We start from the raw sequence: 21,438 nt of genomic DNA, 5'->3' as shown, positions 1-21,438 counted from the left end.
CGATGTTGTCGGAGCCGCTGCGCTACGAGCTGTACGGGCTGCGTCACGGCAACCCGTACCGGATCGAGCCGCTGGACCCGCTGGCCCGCGCGGGCGACCGCTCGCTGCTGGTCGACATCGACGGGTTCGTCTCGACGGACGCGCTAAGGACGTACCTGCGCCGGACCGTGGAGGCGGGCGAGTCGGCGTTCGTGGTGGTCAGCGGCCGTGACTACACCGGCCGTACGACGATCGCCAACCACGTGCTCGACGTCTACCGGCAGGTCAGCGAGCTCGACGACCGGCTGCTGGTCAGCCGGATCAAGGTGGGCCACAACCGCGACTTCGAGTGGGTGAAGGAGGCGATGGTGGAGCTGCAGAACGAGATCGAGGAGGCCGACCTGACGCTCTCCCCCGCGTTGACCGAGTCGCTCAACACGATCGAGGGCATCGACGAGGGCGTCTACCAGAGCCGCTACCGGGGGCTCGCCCGGCGGTTGCACGGGGAGCTGGCGGGGCAGGCCAGAGGACGGTGCTCGTTCGGGGTGGTGTTCGAGGGCCTGCGGCAGACGAGCCTGGTGGACGCGATGCGGAAGGTGTTCAAGAGCAGCCGGTCGATCGCGGTGTTCACGCACGGCGACTACAAGCACGCCAACACGCCCTCGTACGAGGAGCTGAGCCGGTTGGACGTCCATCTGATCAAGCTGGAGCCGCTGAAGGGCGAGCAGGTCCGCTGCCTGGCCGAGGAGCGGTGGCGGGCGGCCTCGGCGCTGCCGAGCCCGTTCCCGCCCGACAGCCTGGAGACGGCCTGGCCCGCGCCGACGCCGATCAAGTCGGTGGTCAAGACGCTGAGCCTGCTGCTGGACATCCGGCTCGGCTCGGCCGCCGACCACGGCCCCTGGCCGGACAACACCGAGCTGGAGATCCCGCACCGGTTCATGTTCTTCATGATCAGGATGCTGAACGAGCTGGGGGCGTCATGAGGACGGCCACCGGCAACCCGTTCCCCGCGCGCGGCACCATGAGCATGGAGGAGCAGGTCAGGGACGCCGACATCCTCGACGCCCAGATCACGGGGCCGACCGTCGAGCTGCCCGCCGTGGCCGGCCTGACCGCGCTGGTCCGGCAGTACCTGGAGCATCCGTCCTGCGGGCAGGTGGCGTTCCTGCACGGCGAGCACGGCACCGGCAAGACCCACACGATCAGGTACGCGCTCGGCGGCGAGACCGGCGCGCTCCGGCTCTACGCCAAGGCCCAGGACGGCGACTTCCGCGCCCTCTACCAGCGACTCATGAGCCAGGTGGGCCGCGACCGGCTGCGCGAGCTGAGCCGGGGCTTCCAGGCGGTGCTGGCCGGCGAGGAGGCGGGCCTGCGCCGGCCGCCCGATCCCGGGCGGGCGGAGCTGCTGTTCACGGAGCTGCTGGTGGAGCCGGGCGCGGTGCTGGAGGCGCAGGCCGACGAGCTGGGCCGGGTGACCGACGACGGGCAGGAGTTCCAGCGGGCGCTGACGTCGCTGCTGGAGCCCGCGATGGAGGAGGCCGCGTTCGCGTGGCTGGCCGGGCGGGAGATCACGCCGACGGACGCGGCGCGGCTGGGCGTGTCAGGACCGATGACCGACGCCAACCAGTGCCGCCACGGGCTGCAGTTGCTGACCGCGCTGTGCGCCAGGGTCGGGCGGCCCGTCATCATCGTGGTGGACCAGTGCGAACGGCTCGTCCTCGGCCGGCCGTCGAACCTGGGGGTGCTGCACTCGCTGGTGGAGCGGGTCCCGCAGGAGGGCGGGATGCTGCTGCTGTCGGGGAGCGGGGCGGGGTGGGAGGCGCTGCCTGACGACCTGCGGCAGCGCTTCGGGGCCAACCACCTGGAGACGGGCGTGCTCAGCCCCGATCAGGCATTCGCCCTGCTCGGCGCGTACCTGGAACGGGCTCGCGTCCCCGGCATCGGGCCGGCCAGGCCGAACGGCGGGCTGGGCGGCGGGCCAGGCGGGTGGACCGGCCGGCCGGGCGGGTCGGCCGGACCGGGCGGTTCGGTCGGCTCGGGGAGCGGGATCGGGCCGTTCACGGAGGAGGGGGTGCGCGCGTTGCTGCGGCTGAGCGGCGGCAACGTGCGGGCCTTCCTGCAGCTGGCCTGGCGGGCGTTCCGGCTGGCCACGGCGGGGGGTGATCGCGGCACGATCGACGGCCGCTTCGCCGACCGCGTGCTCGGCACGGGAGCCGCTGCCCGGCAGGCCGCGGACCGGGCGGTGGAGGCGTGGCTGCTGGACGAGCGGGCCGGATACCGGCGCGACTGGCGGGACGGCGACGTCGCGGCCGACTACGCGGTCCTGTCGGCATCCGGACCCCGGCTGCTGGTGCGGATCGTGGACGCCGTCTTCACCGCACGGGAGGCGGCGGACCTGGCCGGCCTCATGGAACGGGTGCGGGCACGGGGCTGGCCGGCCAGGATCGTGCTGGTCGTCGCCGGGTACGCCGCCCCCGAGGCGCTGGCGCTGCTGGAGCGGGCCGCCCACGAGGTCGTGGTGGTGCGCGGCGAGCGGGACCTGGACCGGCTGCGCGGGACGGTCAGGCCGCTGGTGCCCGACGCGGGCGAGGTGTTCGACGGGCTGCCGTATCCGGGCGCCGAGCCGTTCTCCGAACGGGACGCGAAGGTGTTCTTCGGGCGCGAGGAGGCCGTCAGGGAACTGGCCGGCCTGCTGTCGGAGGCACGGGAGCCGGTAGTGGTGACCGGGCCCACCGGTGTGGGGGCATCGTCGCTGGTCCGCGCCGGCCTCCTGCCCGCCCTGGCCGAGAGCGGGCCACGGGGCACGCGATGGCACGGCCTGGTCCTCACCCCCGGCACCGCCCCACTGAACGAGCTCGCCGCGTCATTGGCCGGCCTGGTCGATGGCCTGGACACCGCGACCGTGCTCGCCTCACTCCGCGAACGCCCAGCAAGCGCCCGCTCCGTCGCCACCCAAGCCATCACCGCCCTCCCGAACGCCACCCTCCCCAGCACCGCGCTCCCGGGCGGCAGACTGTCCGGCGATGGCCGGCCGGGCAACGGACCGACGGGCAGGGAGCTGCGTGGCGAGCTGCCGTCGGGCGGCGAGCCGTCCTGCCAGGGGCTGGTGCTGGTTGTGGAGCGGTTCGAGGAGGTGCTGGCCGGGGCCGTGTCCGGTGATCCTGACACGGCCGCGTTCGTCGCCGCGCTGCACGCCATCGCCACCGGCCCGCACGCCGCGCTGGTCGTGGTCGTGGTGAGCGCACCCTTTGCCGGTCGGTGCGCGGCCTTCCCCGAGCTGGCCGGCCCCGCGTACGTGCTCGGGCCGATGGGGCGCGGCGAGTTGCGGCGGGCGATCACCGGCCCGGCGGAGGTGGCGGGGCTGGCCCTGGAGGAGGGGCTGGTCGACGCGGTGCTCGACGACCTGCGCACCCCGCGCGGCGCACCGGAGCCGGGTGCGCTGCCGCTGCTGGCCAAGGCGATGCACACGACCTGGTGCCACCGCGAGGGCCACCGGCTCACCCTGCGCGGCTACGCCCAGACGGGCGGCATCCGCAGGGCGGTGGTCGACGCCGCCGAGTCCGCTTACCTCGCGCTCGACGTCCCGCGCCAGGCCGTCGCCCGAACGGTGCTGCGCCGGCTGGCGGCGATCTCCCGTGACGGCCGGATCCTGCCCCGGCGGGCCACGCTCGAAGGGCTGCGGGCCGAGCACGTGGACGCGCCCGGCGACCTCGACGCGGTGCTGCGGGCGCTGGCCGCCGCGCGCGTGGTCGTGGTGGACGCGGACGCGGTGCGGATGGCGCACGGGTGCCTGGCCGAGGACTGGCCGCGGCTGCGGGAGTGGTTCGAGGAGGACCTGTCGGGCCAGATCCTGTACGACCAGTTGCTGGACGACGCCGCCGCCTGGATGGACAACCGGCGCAATCCGGCGTTCCTCTACCGGGGCACCAGGCTGGCCACGGTGATGAAGGCACGCGGGCGGTGGGAGGAGAGCGGCGAGCTGCCCCTGGACGACCGGGCCCGCCTCTTCCTCGAGGCCGGCGACCGGGCCCGCAGGAGGCGCAGGACGGTGCGCGGGACCGCGCTGCTGGCGTTGCTCGTGACGGTGCTGGTGGCCGGCCTCAACGTGGCCAGCCTGACCACGGCGGAGCGCCGGTTGCGGATCGTGCGGGACGACGAGGTGTCGCAGGGGCTCGCCGAGCAGAGCGCGCTGGTCAGCGATCCCGCGCTCTCGGCGCTGCTGGCCGCGCTGGCCTGGCGGGTCAGCCCCACACCCGAGGCTCGTTCCGGGCTGCTGCGGGTGCTCGGCTGGCCGGCCAGGAGGTCGTCCTACCGTCTGGGCGAGCAGGCGCTGGCGCTGGCGTTCGACCGGGCGGGTGACATCGTCGCGGCCGAGGCGGGCAAGGACGGCGTACGGCTCACCGGGGTGCAGGTCCGGCGGAAGCCGGCCAGGATCGGCGGGGCCGGCTCGGTGGCGGCGTTCAGTCCCGACGGGCGCACGCTGGTGGTCGGCGGCGGCGCGGGCGTGCGCGTCGTCGACCGCCGCTCCCTGGACGTGCGCGACCGCATCGCCACCCGCGCCAAGCCGTCGTCGCTGGCGCTCAGCCCCGACGGGCGCACGCTGGCGCTCGCCGTCGCCGGCGGGGTGCAGCTGGTGGACCTGGGCACGAAGGAGGTCTCGATGCGCCTGAACGACAACGAGCCCGTGCTCGCGTCGGCCTTCAGCCCCGACGGCAGGACCCTGGCGACCGGCAACGCGGCCGGCGTGGTGCGCCTGTGGCACGTCCGTGGCGGCGACCAGCCCAGCGCGGCGCTGCTCGGCCACGTCAACCCCGTCACCTCGCTCACGTTCAGCCCCGATGGCAGGACGCTGGCGACCGGCGGCGCGGACGCCACCGTCCGGCTCTGGGACCTGGCGAGCAACCGTGCGATCAGCGTCTCCCCCACCGGCGAGCGCAGGACGGTGACCGCGCTGGCCTTCGCCCTGGACGCGCGAACCCTGGCCGGGGCCGACGACGGGGGCCGCGTACGACTGTGGGACGTCGAACCGCCGGCCGACCTCGTCGGCGGCGCCTGCGCACTCGCCCGCCGCGACCTCACGCCCGTGGAGTGGGCGAAGTACGTCCCCGCCGAGGTCGAACGCCGCAAAGCCTGCCCTACCCGTTGATCGGCTTGCCCAGGGCGCTGCCCGCCAGCCACGCCTCCCACGACTTGGCCCACGGCGTCGGCCCGTTGCCGAAGCGCAGCTTCCTGGAGGTGCCGGTGACCTCGATGATGTCGCCGCGCTGGGTGAAGTCGTAGAACCACCGGGCGTTGGCGGGGCTGGCGTTGACGCAGCCGTGGCTGACGTTCGAGCTGCCCTGCGCGCCGGTGGACCAGGGGGCGGCGTGGAAGAAGGTGCCGCTGTAGGTCATCCGGACGTTCCACTTCGTCTTGATGCGGTATTCGCCCGGCTCACCGATGGTGGCCGAGTCCATGACGATGTCGGCGGCCTTCTCCTGCGCGATCATGACGCCGGAGTAGCTGTCGTCACCCGGCCTGCCCAGGCTGACCGGGATGGTCTTCACGACCTCGCCGTCCTCCCGTACGACCGCCCGGTGGGTCTTCGCGTCGACCTTGGTGATGTGCTCGGGCCCGACGGTGAAGCTCAGCCTGCGGTCCTTGGTGCCCCACACGCCGGCGCCCGCGCGCAGCCCGGCCAGGTGCGCGACGACCGTCACCTTCTGCCCGACCGGCCAGTACTCGCGCGGCCTGAACTGGACCTCGCGGTCGCTCACCCAGCTCCACGCGCCCTCGACGGGCCGCGACATCGTGACGACCAGCGACCGCTCGATCGCGGCCCGCTCCCTCTGGCCGGGGATCGGCCGCGACAGCAGCAGTTGCACGGGCATCCCGACGCCCACCTTCTCGCCGTCGAGCGGCGACATGCCGCTCTCCAGCACCCGCCTGGGCTTGAGCGTGGTGAACGTGGAGCGCCCCGTCACCTGCTTGCCGTCGGTGCCGGTCGCCTGGGCGCTGACCGTGTACGCCGTCGAGGGCCGCAGCGGCCACCGGGGCCGCCACAGGCCGTCGGCGCCGACGACGCCCTTGACCGGCCGGCCCCTGGCATCGGCGACGGCCAGCTCGCCCAGTTTGCCACCGGTGACCTTGACGCCGATCGCGGTGTCGGGGGCGACCTTCTTCGTGCCGTCGGCGGGCGTGATCGACAGCTTCGCCACCGGGGCGCTGACCTGCGGGGGCCGGTCCGGTGATCCGCCGCCCGACGAGGTGCATCCCGCGGTGACGAGCAGCGCCGCCGCCATGATGCTCGCGAGTGTTTCTCTGGTCCGGCCGTTCCGCATCCCTGATGCCTCCCGCGCCTGACATATAGGCAGTTATCCACATTAGTTCGTTATCGGAGATCCGGCGGACTCCTGCCCGTATCGGCTTCAGCCATGCGGACCGGGGGCGCGGCGCGTGTCAATGATCTTGATCCGGTGTTCGGCCGCCTACAATCATGGGCCGGTGGACTACTACCTGATCTCCCCGACGGCGGGCGACCCCTCGCCCGCGGCCCTCCTGGTGGAGGAGTTCGTCCTGTGCGACGACTACACGGCGGCCGGCATCGACGGCGCCGAGTGGCAACCGGAGATCGGTGCCTGGTCCGCCTCCGCGGAGCTGAGCCGGGCCATCAGGGCCGACAGCTCCCTGCGGGGGCGGGTGACCCCGGTGAGCAGGCAGGAGGCGAGCGCCGCCTTCGCCCGCCTCGGCGGCGGCGGGTTGCCGGAGGAGGCCGGGCTGCGCACCCTCTTCCAGGAGCGCCGGCACCTGCCGACCACGGCCCCGCTCAACCTCGGCTCCGGCTCGGGGGCGCGCCGCTACCGGATCCTGTTCGCCGGGGAGCTGGGCGAGGACGGCCTGGCCAACGCGCGCACGGCCCTGCGCCTCGAACCCACCGACCATCCCCGCGTGGTCGGCAAGGCCAGCGCCAGCTCCGGCGGCCACGGCTTCACCTGGGAGCTACGCCGCATCGGCGCGGGCATCGCCTGGTGCGTGGACGTGACCGCACGGCTCGGCTCCGGCCCGGTCACCGCGCTCGGGGCGCTGCTGCACCATCACCGGCAGGTGGTGCGCGAGCAGGGCCTCATCCCCGTCACGGTCGAGCGGTTCGCCTGAGCGGAAAATTTCACCGGCCGGTGAGTGTCACATTCGCGGCGTCTATCCCGTCTTGTTGCTGAAGGAGCAATCAAGTCGTATGCGGGGTGGCGATGAAGGGCAGCTCACTGGCCGGAGCCTTGGACGACCGGCTCGGCGGAGCCGGATTCCTGAAGAAGGCGATGCGGAAGATCTTTCCTGACCACTGGACGTTCCTGCTGGGCGAGATCGCACTGTACGCGTTCGTGGTCATCCTGCTCACCGGCGTCTTCCTGACGTTCTTCTTCAAGCCGTCCATGCAGGAGGTCGTCTACAACGGCAGCTACGTGCCGCTGCGCGGCGTGACGATGAGCGAGGCGTACGCGTCGTCGCTGGAGATCAGCTTCGAGGTGCGCGGCGGCCTGCTGATGCGGCAGATGCACCACTGGGCCACGCTCATCTTCCTGGCCGCGATCGTCGTGCACATGCTGCGCAACTTCTTCACCGGCGCCTTCCGCAAGCCGCGTGACCTCAACTGGCTGATCGGCGTGGCCCTGTTCGCGCTGGTGCTGCTCAACGGGCTGTTCGGCTACTCGCTGCCGGACGACCTGCTGTCCGGGGCCGGGCTGCGCATCCTGCACGGGGTGATCATCTCGGTGCCGCTGGTGGGCACGTACGTGGCGACGTTCCTGTTCGGCGGGGAGTTCCCCGGCGAGGACATCGTCTCCCGCCTCTACAGCCTGCACGTGCTGCTGATCCCCGCCCTGCTGCTCGTGCTGCTGCCGCTGCACGCGGTGATCCTGACGTGGCGGCAGACGCACACGCAGTTCCGAGCCAAGGGGCTGCGGAACGAGCAGGTGCGCGGCGCGCCGTTCTTCCCCGCGTTCCTGGCGAAGACGACGGTGTTCTTCCTGTGGGTGACCGGGGTGGTCGCGCTGCTCGCCACGGTGTTCCAGATCAACCCGATCTGGCTGTACGGGCCGTACCTGCCGAGCACGGTCAGCGCCGGCTCGCAGCCCGACTGGTACATGGGCTTCCTGGAGGGCGCGCTGCGGATCATGCCGCCGTGGGAGTTCACCGTCTTCGGCTCCACGGTGACGATGAGCGTGCTGATCCCCGCGCTCGGCGCGCCCGGCCTGCTGTTCACCGTACTCGCGCTCTACCCGTTCGCCGAGCGGTGGATCACCCGCGACCACGCCGTGCACCACCTGCTCGACCGGCCGCGCGACGTGCCCAAGCGGGCGGGGCTCGGGGTCGCGGGGATCATGTACTACGGCGTGCTCTGGCTGGCCGGGGGCAACGACCTGATCGCCTCGAACTTCCACATCTCGCTCAACGCGACCACCTGGATCTTCCGCGTCCTCATCGTCGTCGGGCCGGTGCTGGGGTACGTCGTCACCCGGCGGATCTGCCTGGGGCTGCAGCTGCGCGACCGGCACACCGTCGCGCACGGGGTGGAGACCGGGGTGATCGTCCGCGGGCCTGAGGGTGGCTTCACGGAGATCGAGCGGCCGGTGACCGAGGAGGAGACGGCGGTGCTGGTGCCCGCGGCCCTGCCCGCACTGCCGCCCGCCCCTTCCGCCGACGGCGACGTGCCGCCCCCGGCCGGGGAACGTGTCCGCCGCACACTCCAGCGCTCGTGGCCCGGCTGACCATCCGGGACCGGCCACCGGCGTTCCGGATCACCGGTCCCGTGAGACGTCCCCGGGCGGCAGTCCCGGCCGCCGCCCGGGGGCCAGTCCGGTCCGAGCGGCGGTCCCAGGCGGCTCAGGGCACGGTGACGGCGGGCACCTCGACCGGGCCCGCGAGCGGGTTCAGCACGTCGGCCTGCGACTGCCCGTCCGGTACGAGCACGTCGAGCGCCTTCGGCACCGTCCCGGGATCGACCGCGCACAGCGGATCCGTGCCGCCCTCGGCGCAGACCCCGAACTGGAACGGCTGCGGCGTGGCGGCGAACCCCCTGGCCTGGTCGGCGCTGAACCCGTCCTGCCCGGTGAGCACCACGGCGAAGCGCCACCCGGGCCCCGGCGTGCCGAAGACGGCCCTGGGCAGGGCGATCGTGATCGTCCGCGTCGTGCCGGTGGCGCGGACCGCGGCCCCGGCCCGCGCCACGCCGTCGGCCGTCACCCAGACGGGAGCGGCGAAGCCCTGCGCCTCCACCCGCTGCGTCCACGCGTCAGGCCCGGCGATGCGATGGTTGCGCTGCGGGAAGGCCGGATCCGTCGAGCGCGCGGCCACCGCCGGGTCCTGGACGTACACGTCGAGCAGCTGAGCCCCCATCTGGTTTCCGAAGGTGGCGGTCAGGTCGCGCACCTCGGCCCGCAGGTAGACGGTGGTGTCGTCGGTGATGACCTGGAATCTGCGCAGGTCGAACGCGCCGTCGTGGAAGTCGGCGGCCGTCGGGTAGACGTACGTGCCCGGGCCGTCGTCGTCCCCCTCCGGATCGCTCACGTCGAGCACCGTCGTGGCGCCCGCGATGTCACCGACGACCGAGCGCCGCGCGTAGGCGTTCCTGCCGTCCGGCGTGGCGGCCGTCACGGTGAGCACGACCTCCCCGAACGAGACCGGCGCCGCCACGCTGAAGGCGCCGTCGGAGCCCGCACGAGCCGAGACCACCTGCGTCGGCGCGCCCGTATCGACGGGCGTGGCGGCCACCTCGACCCGCGCGCCGGGCGCCGTGGTGCCCTCGACCTGCACCGACGCGCCGGCCACCGCGGTGCCGTCGGCCGGGGCGGTGACGGTCAGCGGGACCGTTCGCGGCATGGTCGCGTAACGCTCGCGTACGACGCCGGGCTGCTCGACCGGCCTGCTCGACCCGAGCGACAGGATCAGCCGCACGGCCTGCGCCTGCGCCCACGTCAGCGGCGAGGCCGAGCCCGCCGGGCCGCCGTCGCGGAAGCCGATCGAGGCGACGGCGGGATCGCTCCCGTACGGGGAGGCGGGCAGGTCCTGGTTCTCCCACGCCTGCTCGGGGATCAGCCCGGTGCCCGAGGACATGGCGCGCATGGCCGACAGCAGCGCGGAGGCGGTGCCCTGGTCGCGGGTCTGCAACGCCTGCTCGGCCCGCTCGCCGGCCAGCACCGGCCACACGTGCCCCGAGCCGGCGTTCCCGGTCGGCCATGGTTTGCCCGACGGCGTACAGGAGGTGGGGTCGGGCTCGTGGCAGTCGCCGTAGCCGTCCTCGGTGCCGGGAGTGTCGGATCCGTACCGGTACCAGCCGGGGCCGCGGGCGGTGTCGCGCCTGATCACCCGGTCCACGACGGGCAGGCTGGCCAGCACGTCGGGGTCGCCGGGCGGCAGGATGCCGAGGCGGGTCAGCTCCAAGAAGCCCGCGTCCACCACCCGGCGCTGGTCCTCGGTGGGGCCGCCGTTGCCCAGGTTGTACGGCGCCGCCGCGTCCGGATCGCCGGTGCGCGACAGGCGCAGGAAGTAGCGCGGCGCGTACGGGCCTGTCGTGGTGACCGTCCATGCCTTGACCGAGCGGGCGAAGTGGTCGGCGGTCGAACGGTAGAGCGCGGCCCTGGCCCGGTCGCCCTGCCTGGCGGCGATCTCCCCCGCCGCGACCAGCCCGGCGATCTCGGCCGCGATCGTGGACGGCGAGTAGCCCGACTGCTCCTCCCAGCGCTCCACGCCGAACGCGGGCCCGCGCGAGAGCACGAAGTCGGCCGCCGCCCGCACCCTCGGCCAGAGCTTCGCGTCGCCCGCCAGCCCCGCCTGATAGGCCATCAGCAGCGGGTAGGCGGTCTCGTCGAGCTGGTCGCCGCCCGAGTCTGGGGCGAGCTCGCCGTTGAGCAGCGAGTTGCGCGGCAGCCGTCCGTCCGGCAGCTGCTGGCGCTCCAGCAGGAAACGGACGGTGTCGCGGGCGGTCGCCACGTCGCCGGCGGCGAGGAAGCCGGTGAACGCCTCGTACAGGTCGCGGGCGAACACCTCGCGGTAGGAGCCGAAGTAGATCGCCTTGCCCCCGACCAGCTCACCCGCCGAGATCGCCTGGCCCCACGGGCTGGCCAGCGAGGCCACGACCGCGCCGGGGAACGTCTTGTCCTCGCTGGCCTTGAGCACGTTGGCCGACAGCCGGTAGAAGTCGCCGAGCGCGTTCGGCGGCCGGCGCAGCCCGGCGTCGTAGGCGGCCCAGCCGGACTCGTAGCGGGCGCGGGTGGCCTCGAACGAACGGCCGGCCGCCTCGCCGGCGATGCGCAGCGCGGCGGCCTTGGTGCGGCCGAAGCCGAGCGCGAACGTCACCTCGCCCCTGCCGTCGATGGGCAGGCGGGCGGTGGCGACCACGTTGCCCGCCGGGGCGTCGGTGTAGGGGGTGAGCCGGCGGTCCGCGTCGAGCTGGGCGGCGCCGTCGCCGGGGGTGCCGGCGTACGCGACGCTCGCCTCCTGCAGCCGGCGTTCGGCCCGCAGCGCCAGGTGGGTGGGCACGGCGTAGTCGCGGGCCGGGGCAGAGGTCTCGGTGCCCTCGTCCCAGATCACGGGCGCGCCGGTGGCGCCGTCGATCGTGCCGCTGTCGGCGCCGCCGTTCGGCCGGCCGCCGCCCCCGTTGCCGTTGACGCTCGCGTCGAGCCGGACGTAGAGCCGCAGTCCGGCGGGCTGGAGCCGGGTGCGCACCACGACGGCGTCGCTTCCCGGATCGGTCACGTAGGTGGTGGTCAGGCGGTAGCGGCCGTTCCTGCTGACCGAGGTGATCGTGCAGGTCATGCCGGAGCGGTCGGTGCTCACCTGGTAGGTGGTGTCGCGGGCCTGCAGCTCGGTGAACGTCCTGCCGTCGGTGACGACGAACTGCATGGTCTCGACGTTGGTGTTGTCGATCGTCGGCTCGTACACGTCGGACAGGACGCCGCCCGCGACCGTGTACCAGACCTTGGAGGCCCGGCCGGTGGCGGTGCCCACGCAGTCCTTCCTGGCCAGGCCGAAGTGGGAGCCCGCACCCGGCCCGCCCGGCGCGGGGGCCCGGGCGAGCACGGGCTCGACGGGGATCGTCACGAGGGCGGCGGTGACGAGCAGGGCAAGGACGGTGCGGCGGATCGCGAGCATGCCAGGGCTCCCCTCCCGACCCCGATGGAACGAGACAAGACCAGCCCCGGCCCCCTGTCAAGCCCGCACGCCGCGATAGGGACGTCCACGGACGAACGGACGGCCTTCGCCGAGGCGGGGTTGCGCGAGGTCGGCCACACCTGAGCGAGTTCAGTCGCCGGAGGGGTCCGGCAGGAGCTGGGCCGCGAGCGATCGTGCCGTGGCCAGGAGTGTCTCCGTGTCCATCCCGGTCCTGCTCATGAACACGAGCCCCTGTTGCGCAGCGAGCAGGGCCCGTGCCAGGGCGATCGGATCCGCGTCGGCCGGCAGGTCGCCCTCGCGCTGGGCGCGGGCGACGCAGTCGGCGATCAGCGCGGTGGACGTCTCGTAGGTGCGGTGGGCGTGGTCGAGGACGTCCTGATCGTGGTTGCCGAGCTCGCAGGTGCTGTTGGCCATCAGGCAGCCGCGCCGCGTGCCGGCCGGGTCGTCGACCGGTGACTCGATGAGCATGCGCAGGGCGTCCAGGGCCCGTGGCGTCTCGGCGAGGGCGCGCCGCAGGTACCCATGGCTTTCTTCGGTGTAGCCGCGCAGCGTCCGGAGGAAGAGCTGACGTTTGTCGCCGAAGGCCGCGTACAGGCTGCCTTTGCCCAGGCCGCTGACCCGCATCAGGTCTTCGAGGGAGGTCTCGGCGTAACCGGCGTCCCAGAACTGATCACGGATCGCGTCGAGCACCTGTTTCTCGTCGAACGATCGCGGACGTGCCATGTGAACAGGATACGAGTTCTTGACCGTGCGGTCCACCATCTTTATTGTGGACTGCACAGTCAAGAATACCGTTATTTGAGGAGTGGCGAAGCACATGGGGAAGCTGGACAACAGAGTGGCCATCGTGACCGGCGGATCGCGGGGGATCGGGGCTGCGTCGGCACTGGCGCTGGCCGACGAGGGAGCCGACGTGGCGATCAGCTATTCGTCCTCGGCGGATCAGGCCAAGGCCGTGGTCGCCGAGTTGGAGGCGAAGGGCGTGCGCGCGGCGGCCTTCCAGGCGGACCAGTCGGACGCGGCCCAGGCGGCCGGCCTGGTCCACAGCGTGGTCAAGCAGTTCGGCAGGCTGGACATTCTGGTCAACAACGCGGGCGTCACCGTGGGCGTCCCGATCGACAGCGAACTCGCCGACGAGTCCGCCTTCGACCGCCAGCTCGCCGTCAACTACACCAGTGTGGTGGCGGCGATCCGGGCGGCGTTCCCGCTGCTGCCCGACGGCGGGCGGATCATCAGCATCAGCTCGGGCGTGGGAACGCGGGTGGGCTTTTCCGGGATGACCGACTACGCCGGCACCAAGTCGGCCCTTGAGGGCTACAGCCGGGGCGCGGCGCGCGACCTGGCCCACCGGGGCATCACGGTCAACGTCATCCAGTCCGGGTTCGTCGACACCGCGATGAACCCCGCCGACGGCCCGGCCGCGCCCGTCTTCCTGCCGACGACGGCGATGGGGCGGTACGGCAGGCCGGAGGAGATCGCCGCGGGCGTCGTCTTCCTCGCCAGCCCGCAGGCCAGCTACATCACCGGGGCGGTGCTGCGGATCGACGGCGGTTACGGCGCCTAGCCCGGCCGCGACGCCGACGGCTTCCCTGGTCGAGATGTCGTCCCCTCCCCGACCGCTTCATCCGGAAAGCGGCCTTCCGCGAACCAGGTGCGAACGGCGACAGTCCAACACCTTGGAACGATCCTGGCGCTCGCCGGGGTCGTCGCTCAGGGGGCGCACCGGGGGCGGTGCGCGAGGGGGCAAAAATGAACATCGGCACAAACCCGCGCCCGCCCGCAGGGGCCGGGGCGCGACGGGGGACGGCGGGGTTGTTCGCCACGACCGCCTTGCTGACGGCGGCCTGTGGTTACCTGACCGCCACTCCGGACCCGGCACAGGCCACGTCCGGAACGGCACAGGCAGGGCGGCGCGTGGTGGGCGCGACACCGGATTCCGCCCAGCCCGAGACCCGGGAGGCCGGAACCGAGGCCAAAGCTGGGACCTGGACTGAGGCCAAAGCGGGGGCCGGGGTGTCGCCTGCGGCCTTATCGGTGGCTGTGCGGGAGGCGTGGGCGAAGGCGGCGGGGGCGGTGGAGGTCGCGGGGGCGGCCTCGCTGGCGCCGGTGCTGGCCGCGATCAACGGCGCCACCGCCGAGCAGGCCAGGCCGGTCGACTGCCGCCGGGCCAAGTGCGTGGCGCTCACGTTCGACGACGGGCCGGGCAAGTACACGGACGCGCTGCTGCGCCACCTGGCCGCCTACCGGGCGCGGGCCACGTTCTTCGTCGTCGGCCAGAACGTCGCCGCTAGCCCGGGCGTCGTGCGCAGGACATACGCGGCGGGGCACGAGATCGGCAGCCACACCTGGTCGCACCCGGACCTGACGAAGCTGTCCGCCGTCCGGGTGCGGTCGCAGCTCGCCCGTACCGACCAGGCGATCAAGGCGGCCATCGGGGTCCGGCCGAAGCTCGTCCGGCCGCCGTACGGCGCGTTCAACGCGACCGTCCGCCACCAGACCAGGCGGCCCATGGTGATGTGGAGCCTGGACACTCTGGACTGGCGGTCGCGCGACAGCGCCAAGGTGGCCCGCAAGGCGCTGCGGTCGGTGCGGCCGGGCAGCGTCATCCTGTTCCACGACATCCACCCGTCGACGGTCCGCGCGATGCCACGGGTGCTGCGTGGCCTGTCCAAGCGCGGCTACCGCTTCGTCACCGTCAGTCAGCTTTACGGAGGTCACCCGCCCAGGTTGGTGTACGGCGCCCAGTGAGCATACGGGCTCCCACCTGCGGCTTCGATCCACCGGCCGCGCCGTGGGCGGGCGTTGACCCGAAAGTTCGTCGCGTTCGGTGAACCGCACCCGCGAACCCGCCGTATCTGTCGGTGTGAGCGGTGAACGCGCATGAGCCCCGACCAGAAAGGACGCGGCACCGGCAGCAGGGACACCGCGCAGGCTGGCCGGCCCGGTCTGCGCGGGCTGCGGGCGGCGGTGTTCGCGGCCGTCTGTGTGCTCGCGGCCCTGGGCATGCATGTGCTGGCCGGCGGCCCGATCGCCGGTCTCGGAACCGTGCTGGCGGCCACGGCGGTGACGGCGGCGGGCGCGTACGTGCTGGCCCGTCGCAGACGCTCCCCCGGCACGCTGCTCACCGCCTCCTTCGCCGCCCAGTACGGGATGCACCAGCTGTTCACGGCGGGCGAAGCCTCCCTTTCCTCCGTGCTCTCCTCCGGCGGCGCCGAGCACGACTCGCACCTGTTCACCGGCCATCATGAGGACGGCTTGTTCGCCTGGGCGGGCATGCTGCTGGCTCACGCCCTGGTAGCGGCGGTGTCGGCGTGGTGGCTCGATCGCGGTGAGACGGCGCTGGCCGCGCTGCTGCTGTTGCTCGGCTGCTCGTTGCGCGAGCTGCTGTGGGCGCTGCTGATCGCCCGCGACGCCGCGCCCCCGGCGTACTCCCGCATCGCCCGCCCGATCACGGCGGACCGCGCGAACGTCCGCGATTCCCAGGTGCTGGCCTGGGCTCTGTGCCGCAGGGGACCGCCCTGCCCGGGACTGGACTGACCCGACCTCTCATCGGTGCCCGGCCGCACATTCTCGCCGGGTACGTCCGTCGGCGGCGCAGGCACGGGCCTGTACGCGCGCCGCACGGTTCCCCTGCCTGGATTCGGCGCATATGCCGGCTCCGCGCGACTCCCTGTCGCCCGGTTCTGGCGTGCCCGCCAGTTCTGCGCGACCCCTTGTCGCCCGGTTCCGGCGCGCACGCCGGTTCCGTGCGGCCCCTTGTCGCCCGGTTCCCGGGCATACGCCCCTTCCACGCGGTCCCCCCTTGCCCGATCTCGGCGCGCCCTCGTTCAGCTACGCGCGCCGGACGGAACGGAGCCCTTCATGACCTCGGTCGAAACCCGTACGGAAGCCACCGCCCCCATCCCCTCACCCCCGCCCACGTCGTCCGCCTCCCAGCGCTACCGGGTCGTCTGGCGCTGGCACTTCTACGCTGGCATCTTCGTCGCCCCCGTCCTGCTCGTGCTGGCGATCACCGGCTCGATCTACCTGTTCAAGGAGCCCTTCGAGGAGTGGCGCTACCAGGACGTACGCACGCTGGCCGAACCCGCCGCCACCGCGCGTCCCCTGTCGGAGCAGATCGCCGCCGCCCAGCAGGTACGTCCGGGCACGCCCGTCATGTCCGTCATCCCGCCCACCTCCCCCGACCGCACCACCCGCGTCATCCTCCAGGGCTCCGACACCGGCCCGTTCGCGCAGGGCGTCTCGGTGTACGTGAATCCGGGCACGGCGCAGGTGGTCGGGGAGATCGACGACGCGGCCACGTTCATGCGCGTCGTACGCACGATCCACGGCGAGCTGATGTCAGGGACGATCGGTGACCGGGTGGTGGAGATCGCCGCCTGCTGGGCCCTGATCCTGGCCGCGACCGGCACGTACCTGTGGTGGGGCGGCCGGCGCAAGCGGGTCAAGGCGGCGCCGGTCAGGAAGGTGCGGACCGGTCGGGCGAAGCTGCGCCGGCTGCACGTCACGGCCGGGATCGGCGGGGGCGCGGTGGTCGTGTTCCTCGTGCTCTCCGGCCTGCCGTGGTCGGGCGTGTGGGGCGACGGGCTCCAGCGCATCCAGGACAGCACCGGCTCGACGACCCCGAGCGCCGACGACTACCCCCACACCTCCACGCCCCTGTCCGGCGACCTGTCGGCCAACCCCGACGCCAAGGTGCCGTGGGCGGCCGAACGGCTGCCCGTGCCCCCCTCCGATGACGCGCACGCCGGGCACGGCGCGACGCACGGCGGGCTGCAGCCGGGAGCGCTGCCCGTCGAGAACGCCCTGGCCGCCGCCAGGCCGGCGATCCGGAGGTGCCCGCCGAGCGAATGTGACGTCAAGGTCCTGCTGCCGGACGGTCCCAAGGGCGTCTACACGATCGTGACCGACCCGCGCCGCGACCCCGCCGACGCGCAGACCCTCCACGTCGACCAGTACAGCGGGAAGGTGCTGACCTCGTACGGCTGGAACGAGTACGGCGTGCTGGCCAAGGCCGTCGAGCAGGGCGTCGCGCTGCACGAGGGCCGCCGGTACGGCGTGGTGAACCTGCTGGTGATGCTGGGAGCCTGCCTGACGATCATCACGCTCGTGGTCACCGGGACGTGGATGTGGTGGAAGCGCCGCCCGCGCGGCCGCGCCGGCGCCCCCGCCCGCGCCACGGACCGGCGCACGGCCTACGGGGTGATGGTCATCATGGCGGTGCTGGGACTGCTGTTCCCGCTGGCCGGGATGACGATGATCGTGGTGCTGCTGGTGGACTGGCTCCTGGTACGCCGGATCCCCAGGCTGTCCCGCGTCTTCGGCTGACGCCCCTCCTGAGCGCGTACCGGCTCATGACAGTGCTGGGCGCGACCCCGTTCTGAACGGGATCGCGCCCAGCGCTCGTGCGCTACGGCAGGTCAGGACAGCAGACCGGCCACCGCCAGCGCCGCCTCCGGATGCCCGGTCAGCAACGCGCCCACCTCGGGATTCCCGACCGGGCCGCCGTCGGCGCCGGGTGCAGACCACTCACCCGCACACCCGAGCACCCCGGCCACCGCGTCGCACGCGGCCGGATGCGCCAGGAGCAGCTCCGCCACCGGCCCCGACGCCACCGGAGCGGCGCCGGCAGTGGCGGCGGGCTTGGGACGGGCCTCCCAGGGCGGCGTCCAGGTGTCGGCGGCGGTCAGCGAGCCGGGGAACGTGCGCCCGGCCTCGCGGACCAGCACCGGCACCAGCTCCGCCGCCCCGTCGCGCAGCGTGGTGATCAGCTTGGGCAGCCAGGGCAGCAGCACGCCGTCGGGCAGCCGTCCGAACGCCTTGGAGATCACCTCCACCACGAACCCCGACAACTGCGGCACCGGCTCCATGGCCTGCACGAACCCGATGATGTACTGCGGGAACGACGGGATGACCAGCGGGTTGGCCAGCAGGTCGTCCGCGCGGGAGCGCAGCTCGGCCAGCGGCAGCAGCCCGAGCTGGTGCCGGGCCGCCCACAGCAGCGCCACCTTGGCCGGCGCCTCCGGGTGCGACTGCTGCACGGCCAGCTCCAGCTGGGCCCGGTCGCAGCCGAGCGCCAGCGCGAGGCTCTCCATCGAGAACAGGAACCCGAGCATGGCCGACACCTGCCGCACCCCGGTGTCGTCGTCCACGAAGGCCGTCGGCAGCAGCGTGCAGTAATGTGCGTATCCGCTGGTCGCGAACGCCTCGCACCAGGCGGGCAGCTCCGGCTCGGCCGTCCGGTAGTAGGCCATCAGCCGCCGGATCCGGCGCAGCACCTCCGGCGCGTCGTCCACCGTGCGCTCGGCCGCGAGCAGCTCCACCGCCCGCGCGCCGAGCTCGTCGGCGAAACGCCGGCTGCCGAGGAACAGGATCGCGTCCTCGACCGCCGCCAGCGCGACGGCCGCGGTGGCCTTCTGGTCCCACACCGAGCGCCGCAGCCGCTGCTCCAGCACCTGCTCGATGGTGACGCCCTCGTAGCCGAGCTCGATGATCGAGCGCTGGTGCTTGCCGAACGACAGGTCCCAGCTCTCCTGGATCGAGCGTTCGCCCAGCTTGCGCTCGCCCATGATGGGCCGTACGGCGTCGTCGGGCAGCAGGTGACGCAGCATCCACAGCAGGTCGGAGCAGGGCACCAGGTCGGGCTCGGCCTGCAGGTTGAGCAGCGCCCGCTGGATCGTGCGCTTCTCCAGGTCGAGCCCGAGCGGCGCGAGCCGGTCGTAGACGTTCCTGGCTAGCGGCGGCAGCGCGTCGTAGCCGACCTCGCCGACGCGGTCGCCGCCGAGCAGGATCTCGCACAGCCGCCGCACGTCGCGCCGACCCGGCACGGAGTCCTTCTCGATGCAGGTGACGGCGGCGTCCTGGAAGTCGTACGGGGTCGGCCTGGCCCGGTTGCGCATGCCCGCCAGCAGGATCGAGGTCTCGTAGACCGCGATGGCGTCGGCGGTGCTGGCCAGGTAGCCGTTGCGCCGGGCCAGCCGGACGATGTCCACCGACCAGCCGAGCAGCTCGGCCTCGTCGAGCGCGTCGAGCGCCGGCGGGCTGGACAGGAACCCGGTCAGCTTGTCGGCCACGTCACCCTGCGGGACGGGCGCGGGCAGCTTGGCCGGGCGCTTGCGCGCGCTCTTCTGGCCCTGGAGCTGGAACGGGGTCAGCTTGCCCCGGGTGAGCGCCTTGGCCCAGGTCGCCGCCGCGATCGACACCGAGCCGGGGGCCAGCCCGAACTGCGCCTCGATGGCCGAGTGGCTGGACGGGATGAGGCCGTACAGCCATTTGGTCTCGGTGCGCGGGCTGATCTCGAACGGCGCCTCGGACCTGACGCCGAACTGCTCGACGTGGCTGGCGGCGTGGAAGGCGCCGCACACGTACAGGCAGTCGGCGGGGTCGGCGCCCGAGGCGGACAGGTGCTCGCGCATCCTGGTCCACATGTAGCGCTCGCGGTCCTCGTCCACGGCCAGCCGGTCGCCGCCGGGGCCGAGCCGGCGGAACAGGCTGCCGATCAGCACCATGACCTGGCGGTAGGTGTCGTAGTCCGCCCCGGACAGGGGCTGCTCGACGTACTGGTCCCACCACTCCGACCAGTGGCGCACCTTGCCGTGGTGCAGCAGGTGCTCCTCCAGCTCGGCGAAGCGGGGGCGCAGGTCGCCGATCTCGACGCCGACCGCGTCGCCGTGCAGGCCCGCCTCCTCCTCCTTCTTGCCGGCGGCCTGCGGCTCCTCCCCGGGAGCCCACTGGAAGACGTGGTCGGTCGAGCGGTCCACCAGCACCAGCTCGACGCCCGGGGTCTCCAGCGCGTACGAGATGGCCTGGTATTCGGCGGACGCCTCCGTGATGGGCGCCACCACGCTGAGCGGCGCCCACGACTTCGGGAAGCCGTCGATGTCGGTCGCGAACGCCTGCAGCGCCACCGGCAGCCGGCAGTTGCGCAGCTCGGTCAGCAGCGGCTGCAGGTCCTCGCAGAGCTCCAGATAGATGACCTTCGGCTGCTTCTCCCTGAGCCTGCGCACCATCGCCAGCGCCGAGGCCGGCGAATGGTGGCAGACCGGGAAGATCTCCAGCTCCTCGCGCAGCGCCCGGTCCACGTCGTCCACCAGGCCCGACAGGATGCCGGGCACGGCGACGGGACCCTCGGCGAACTGCTCGGCCGCGCCGAGCAGCTGCTCGCGGAGCGAGCCGAAGGGGCTCGGCTGGCCGATCATGAGAGCGTGGCGATGGCCTCGCGGCCGCCCTCGAGGAACTCCGGCCACTCGCCGCCGTCCTTCTTGCTGCGCGGCTCGACCACCCCGTGCCAGTACTTGTTGAGGATCGCCAGGTCCTCGGGGCTGCGCCGGGCCAGCGAGCCGACCAGCGACCCGGCCAGCGTCTGCGCGCGCAGCACGCGGTCGCCGAAGAAGTGGCTGTGCAGGATGGCGTCCTCCAGCACGCCGATCTGCTCGGCCGTGGACAGCGCCGACTCCAGCTTGTCGTCGTCGCTGGTGGCCGAGGACGCCGCCGAGCGCAGGTCGGCGAAGCTCTGCAGCAGGATGTCCAGCAGCGTGGGCGGCAGGTCCAGCTCGATCCGGTGCCTGCGCAGCAGCTCCTCGGTACGGAAGCGGACGATCTCCGCCTCGCTCTTCTTGTTCGTCACGACCGGGATGCGGACGAAGTTGAAGCGGCGCTTGAGCGCGGAGGACAGGTCGTTGACACCCCGGTCGCGGCTGTTGGCGGTGGCGATGATGGAGAAGCCGGGCTGGGCGAAGACGATGTTGTCGTCGTCGAGCTCGGGGATGGAGACGTACTTCTCCGACAGGATCGAGATGAGCGCGTCCTGGACGTCGCTGGTGGAGCGGGTCAGCTCCTCGAAGCGGCCGATCACGCCGCCCTCCATCGCCGTCATGATCGGCGAGGGGATCATCGACTCGCGCGACTGCCCCTTGGCGATGACCATGGAGACGTTCCACGAGTATTTGATGTGGTCTTCGGTGGTGCCGGCGGTGCCCTGGACGACGAGCGTGGAGTTGCGGCAGATGGCCGCGGACAGCAGCTCGGCCAGCCAGCTCTTGCCGGTGCCCGGATCGCCGATCAGCAGCAGGCCCCGGTCGGAGGCCAGGGTCACGATGCTGCGCTCGACGAAGCTGCGGTCACCGAACCACTTCTGCGGGATCTCCCTGTCGATCCCGTCGGCGCGCTCGGAGCCGAGGACGAACATCCGGATCATGCGGGGGCTGAGCCGCCACGTGAACGGCTTGGGGCCGTCGTCGATCGACTCCAGGTAGTCGAGCTCCTCGGCGTACTTCACCTCTGCGGGGGCACGCAGCATATCGTCACTCATTC

The 21,438-nt window shown here is 72.7% G+C and carries 13 protein-coding genes; 8 read left to right on the top strand and 5 right to left on the bottom strand.

What is annotated here, in order from left to right:
* Positions 1-2 precede the first annotated feature (2 nt).
* Together AB0C28_RS16615 and AB0C28_RS16610 are read left to right on the top strand one after the other, a co-directional pair.
* Entirely contained in the window at positions 3-962 is a 960-nt protein-coding gene (locus AB0C28_RS16615; RefSeq protein WP_358075194.1) for a hypothetical protein, read from the top strand.
* On the top strand, positions 959-5,125 hold the full coding sequence (locus AB0C28_RS16610; RefSeq protein WP_357836563.1) for a hypothetical protein: 4,167 nt from the start codon (positions 959-961) through the stop codon (positions 5,123-5,125). The genes AB0C28_RS16615 and AB0C28_RS16610 overlap by 4 nt, the downstream gene beginning before the upstream one ends.
* Here the strand turns inward: AB0C28_RS16610 and AB0C28_RS16605 are convergent.
* Complete coding sequence (locus tag AB0C28_RS16605; RefSeq protein WP_358075191.1) at positions 5,115-6,299, bottom strand: Ig-like domain-containing protein; 1,185 nt, start codon at positions 6,297-6,299, stop codon at positions 5,115-5,117. The genes AB0C28_RS16610 and AB0C28_RS16605 overlap by 11 nt on opposite strands.
* Before the next feature lie 163 nt (positions 6,300-6,462).
* Between AB0C28_RS16605 and AB0C28_RS16600 the strand changes: the two genes are divergently transcribed.
* Positions 6,463-7,113, top strand: a complete 651-nt coding sequence (locus tag AB0C28_RS16600; RefSeq protein WP_357836571.1) for a hypothetical protein — start codon at positions 6,463-6,465, stop codon at positions 7,111-7,113.
* A gap of 92 nt (positions 7,114-7,205) precedes the next feature.
* Positions 7,206-8,723 (top strand): ubiquinol-cytochrome c reductase cytochrome b subunit, encoded by a 1,518-nt coding sequence (locus AB0C28_RS16595; protein WP_358075189.1) that lies wholly within the window; start codon positions 7,206-7,208, stop codon positions 8,721-8,723.
* 115 nt (positions 8,724-8,838) lie between these two features.
* Here AB0C28_RS16595 and AB0C28_RS16590 read toward each other — a convergent pair whose 3' ends face one another.
* Both AB0C28_RS16590 and AB0C28_RS16585 read right to left on the bottom strand, forming a co-directional pair.
* Positions 8,839-12,105, bottom strand: a complete 3,267-nt coding sequence (locus AB0C28_RS16590; RefSeq protein ID WP_358075186.1) for a glucodextranase DOMON-like domain-containing protein — start codon at positions 12,103-12,105, stop codon at positions 8,839-8,841.
* 150 nt (positions 12,106-12,255) lie between these two features.
* Positions 12,256-12,849: a TetR/AcrR family transcriptional regulator gene (locus AB0C28_RS16585; protein WP_357836580.1), complete on the bottom strand. Its 594-nt coding sequence runs from the start codon at positions 12,847-12,849 to the stop codon at positions 12,256-12,258.
* Between the two features lie 94 nt (positions 12,850-12,943).
* Between AB0C28_RS16585 and AB0C28_RS16580 the strand changes: the two genes are divergently transcribed.
* From AB0C28_RS16580 to AB0C28_RS16565, 4 genes are all read left to right on the top strand, one after another.
* Positions 12,944-13,690, top strand: coding sequence for an SDR family oxidoreductase (locus tag AB0C28_RS16580; protein ID WP_358075183.1), 747 nt, complete (start codon positions 12,944-12,946; stop codon positions 13,688-13,690).
* 185 nt (positions 13,691-13,875) lie between these two features.
* Positions 13,876-14,874 (top strand): polysaccharide deacetylase family protein, encoded by a 999-nt coding sequence (locus AB0C28_RS16575; RefSeq protein ID WP_358075180.1) that lies wholly within the window; start codon positions 13,876-13,878, stop codon positions 14,872-14,874.
* A 132-nt stretch (positions 14,875-15,006) separates the two neighbouring features.
* On the top strand, positions 15,007-15,663 hold the full coding sequence (locus tag AB0C28_RS16570) for a hypothetical protein (RefSeq protein ID WP_357836590.1): 657 nt from the start codon (positions 15,007-15,009) through the stop codon (positions 15,661-15,663).
* Positions 15,664-15,987: 324 nt separating this feature from the next.
* Positions 15,988-17,454: a PepSY domain-containing protein gene (locus AB0C28_RS16565; protein WP_358075177.1), complete on the top strand. Its 1,467-nt coding sequence runs from the start codon at positions 15,988-15,990 to the stop codon at positions 17,452-17,454.
* 92 nt (positions 17,455-17,546) lie between these two features.
* Here AB0C28_RS16565 and AB0C28_RS16560 read toward each other — a convergent pair whose 3' ends face one another.
* Together AB0C28_RS16560 and AB0C28_RS16555 are read right to left on the bottom strand one after the other, a co-directional pair.
* A complete protein-coding gene (locus AB0C28_RS16560) occupies positions 17,547-20,324 on the bottom strand; it encodes a DUF5682 family protein (RefSeq protein ID WP_357836595.1) in 2,778 nt (925 codons plus the stop codon).
* On the bottom strand, positions 20,321-21,436 hold the full coding sequence (locus AB0C28_RS16555) for an AAA family ATPase (protein WP_357836598.1): 1,116 nt from the start codon (positions 21,434-21,436) through the stop codon (positions 20,321-20,323). The genes AB0C28_RS16560 and AB0C28_RS16555 overlap by 4 nt, the downstream gene beginning before the upstream one ends.
* Positions 21,437-21,438: the final 2 nt, after the last annotated feature.

This window comes from Nonomuraea sp. NPDC048892, assembly GCF_040649735.1.
In the GTDB taxonomy this organism is placed as follows: Bacteria; Actinomycetota; Actinomycetes; order Streptosporangiales; family Streptosporangiaceae; genus Nonomuraea; species Nonomuraea maheshkhaliensis.
This window is presented reverse-complemented; position numbering and strand designations above follow the sequence as displayed.

Excerpts from the sequence above, each read along its gene's own strand:
- AB0C28_RS16610 (WP_357836563.1), top strand. The coding sequence starts at position 959 with ATGAGGACGGCCACCGGCAACCCGTTCCCCGCGCGCGGCACCATGAGC.
- AB0C28_RS16590 (WP_358075186.1), bottom strand. The coding sequence starts at position 12,105 with ATGCTCGCGATCCGCCGCACCGTCCTTGCCCTGCTCGTCACCGCCGCC.
- AB0C28_RS16595 (WP_358075189.1), top strand. The coding sequence starts at position 7,206 with ATGAAGGGCAGCTCACTGGCCGGAGCCTTGGACGACCGGCTCGGCGGA.
- AB0C28_RS16580 (WP_358075183.1), top strand. The coding sequence starts at position 12,944 with ATGGGGAAGCTGGACAACAGAGTGGCCATCGTGACCGGCGGATCGCGG.
- AB0C28_RS16605 (WP_358075191.1), bottom strand. The coding sequence starts at position 6,299 with ATGCGGAACGGCCGGACCAGAGAAACACTCGCGAGCATCATGGCGGCG.
- AB0C28_RS16615 (WP_358075194.1), top strand. The coding sequence starts at position 3 with ATGTTGTCGGAGCCGCTGCGCTACGAGCTGTACGGGCTGCGTCACGGC.
- AB0C28_RS16570 (WP_357836590.1), top strand. The coding sequence starts at position 15,007 with ATGAGCCCCGACCAGAAAGGACGCGGCACCGGCAGCAGGGACACCGCG.
- AB0C28_RS16555 (WP_357836598.1), bottom strand. The coding sequence starts at position 21,436 with ATGAGTGACGATATGCTGCGTGCCCCCGCAGAGGTGAAGTACGCCGAG.
- AB0C28_RS16560 (WP_357836595.1), bottom strand. The coding sequence starts at position 20,324 with ATGATCGGCCAGCCGAGCCCCTTCGGCTCGCTCCGCGAGCAGCTGCTC.
- AB0C28_RS16575 (WP_358075180.1), top strand. The coding sequence starts at position 13,876 with ATGAACATCGGCACAAACCCGCGCCCGCCCGCAGGGGCCGGGGCGCGA.
- AB0C28_RS16565 (WP_358075177.1), top strand. The coding sequence starts at position 15,988 with ATGACCTCGGTCGAAACCCGTACGGAAGCCACCGCCCCCATCCCCTCA.
- AB0C28_RS16585 (WP_357836580.1), bottom strand. The coding sequence starts at position 12,849 with ATGGCACGTCCGCGATCGTTCGACGAGAAACAGGTGCTCGACGCGATC.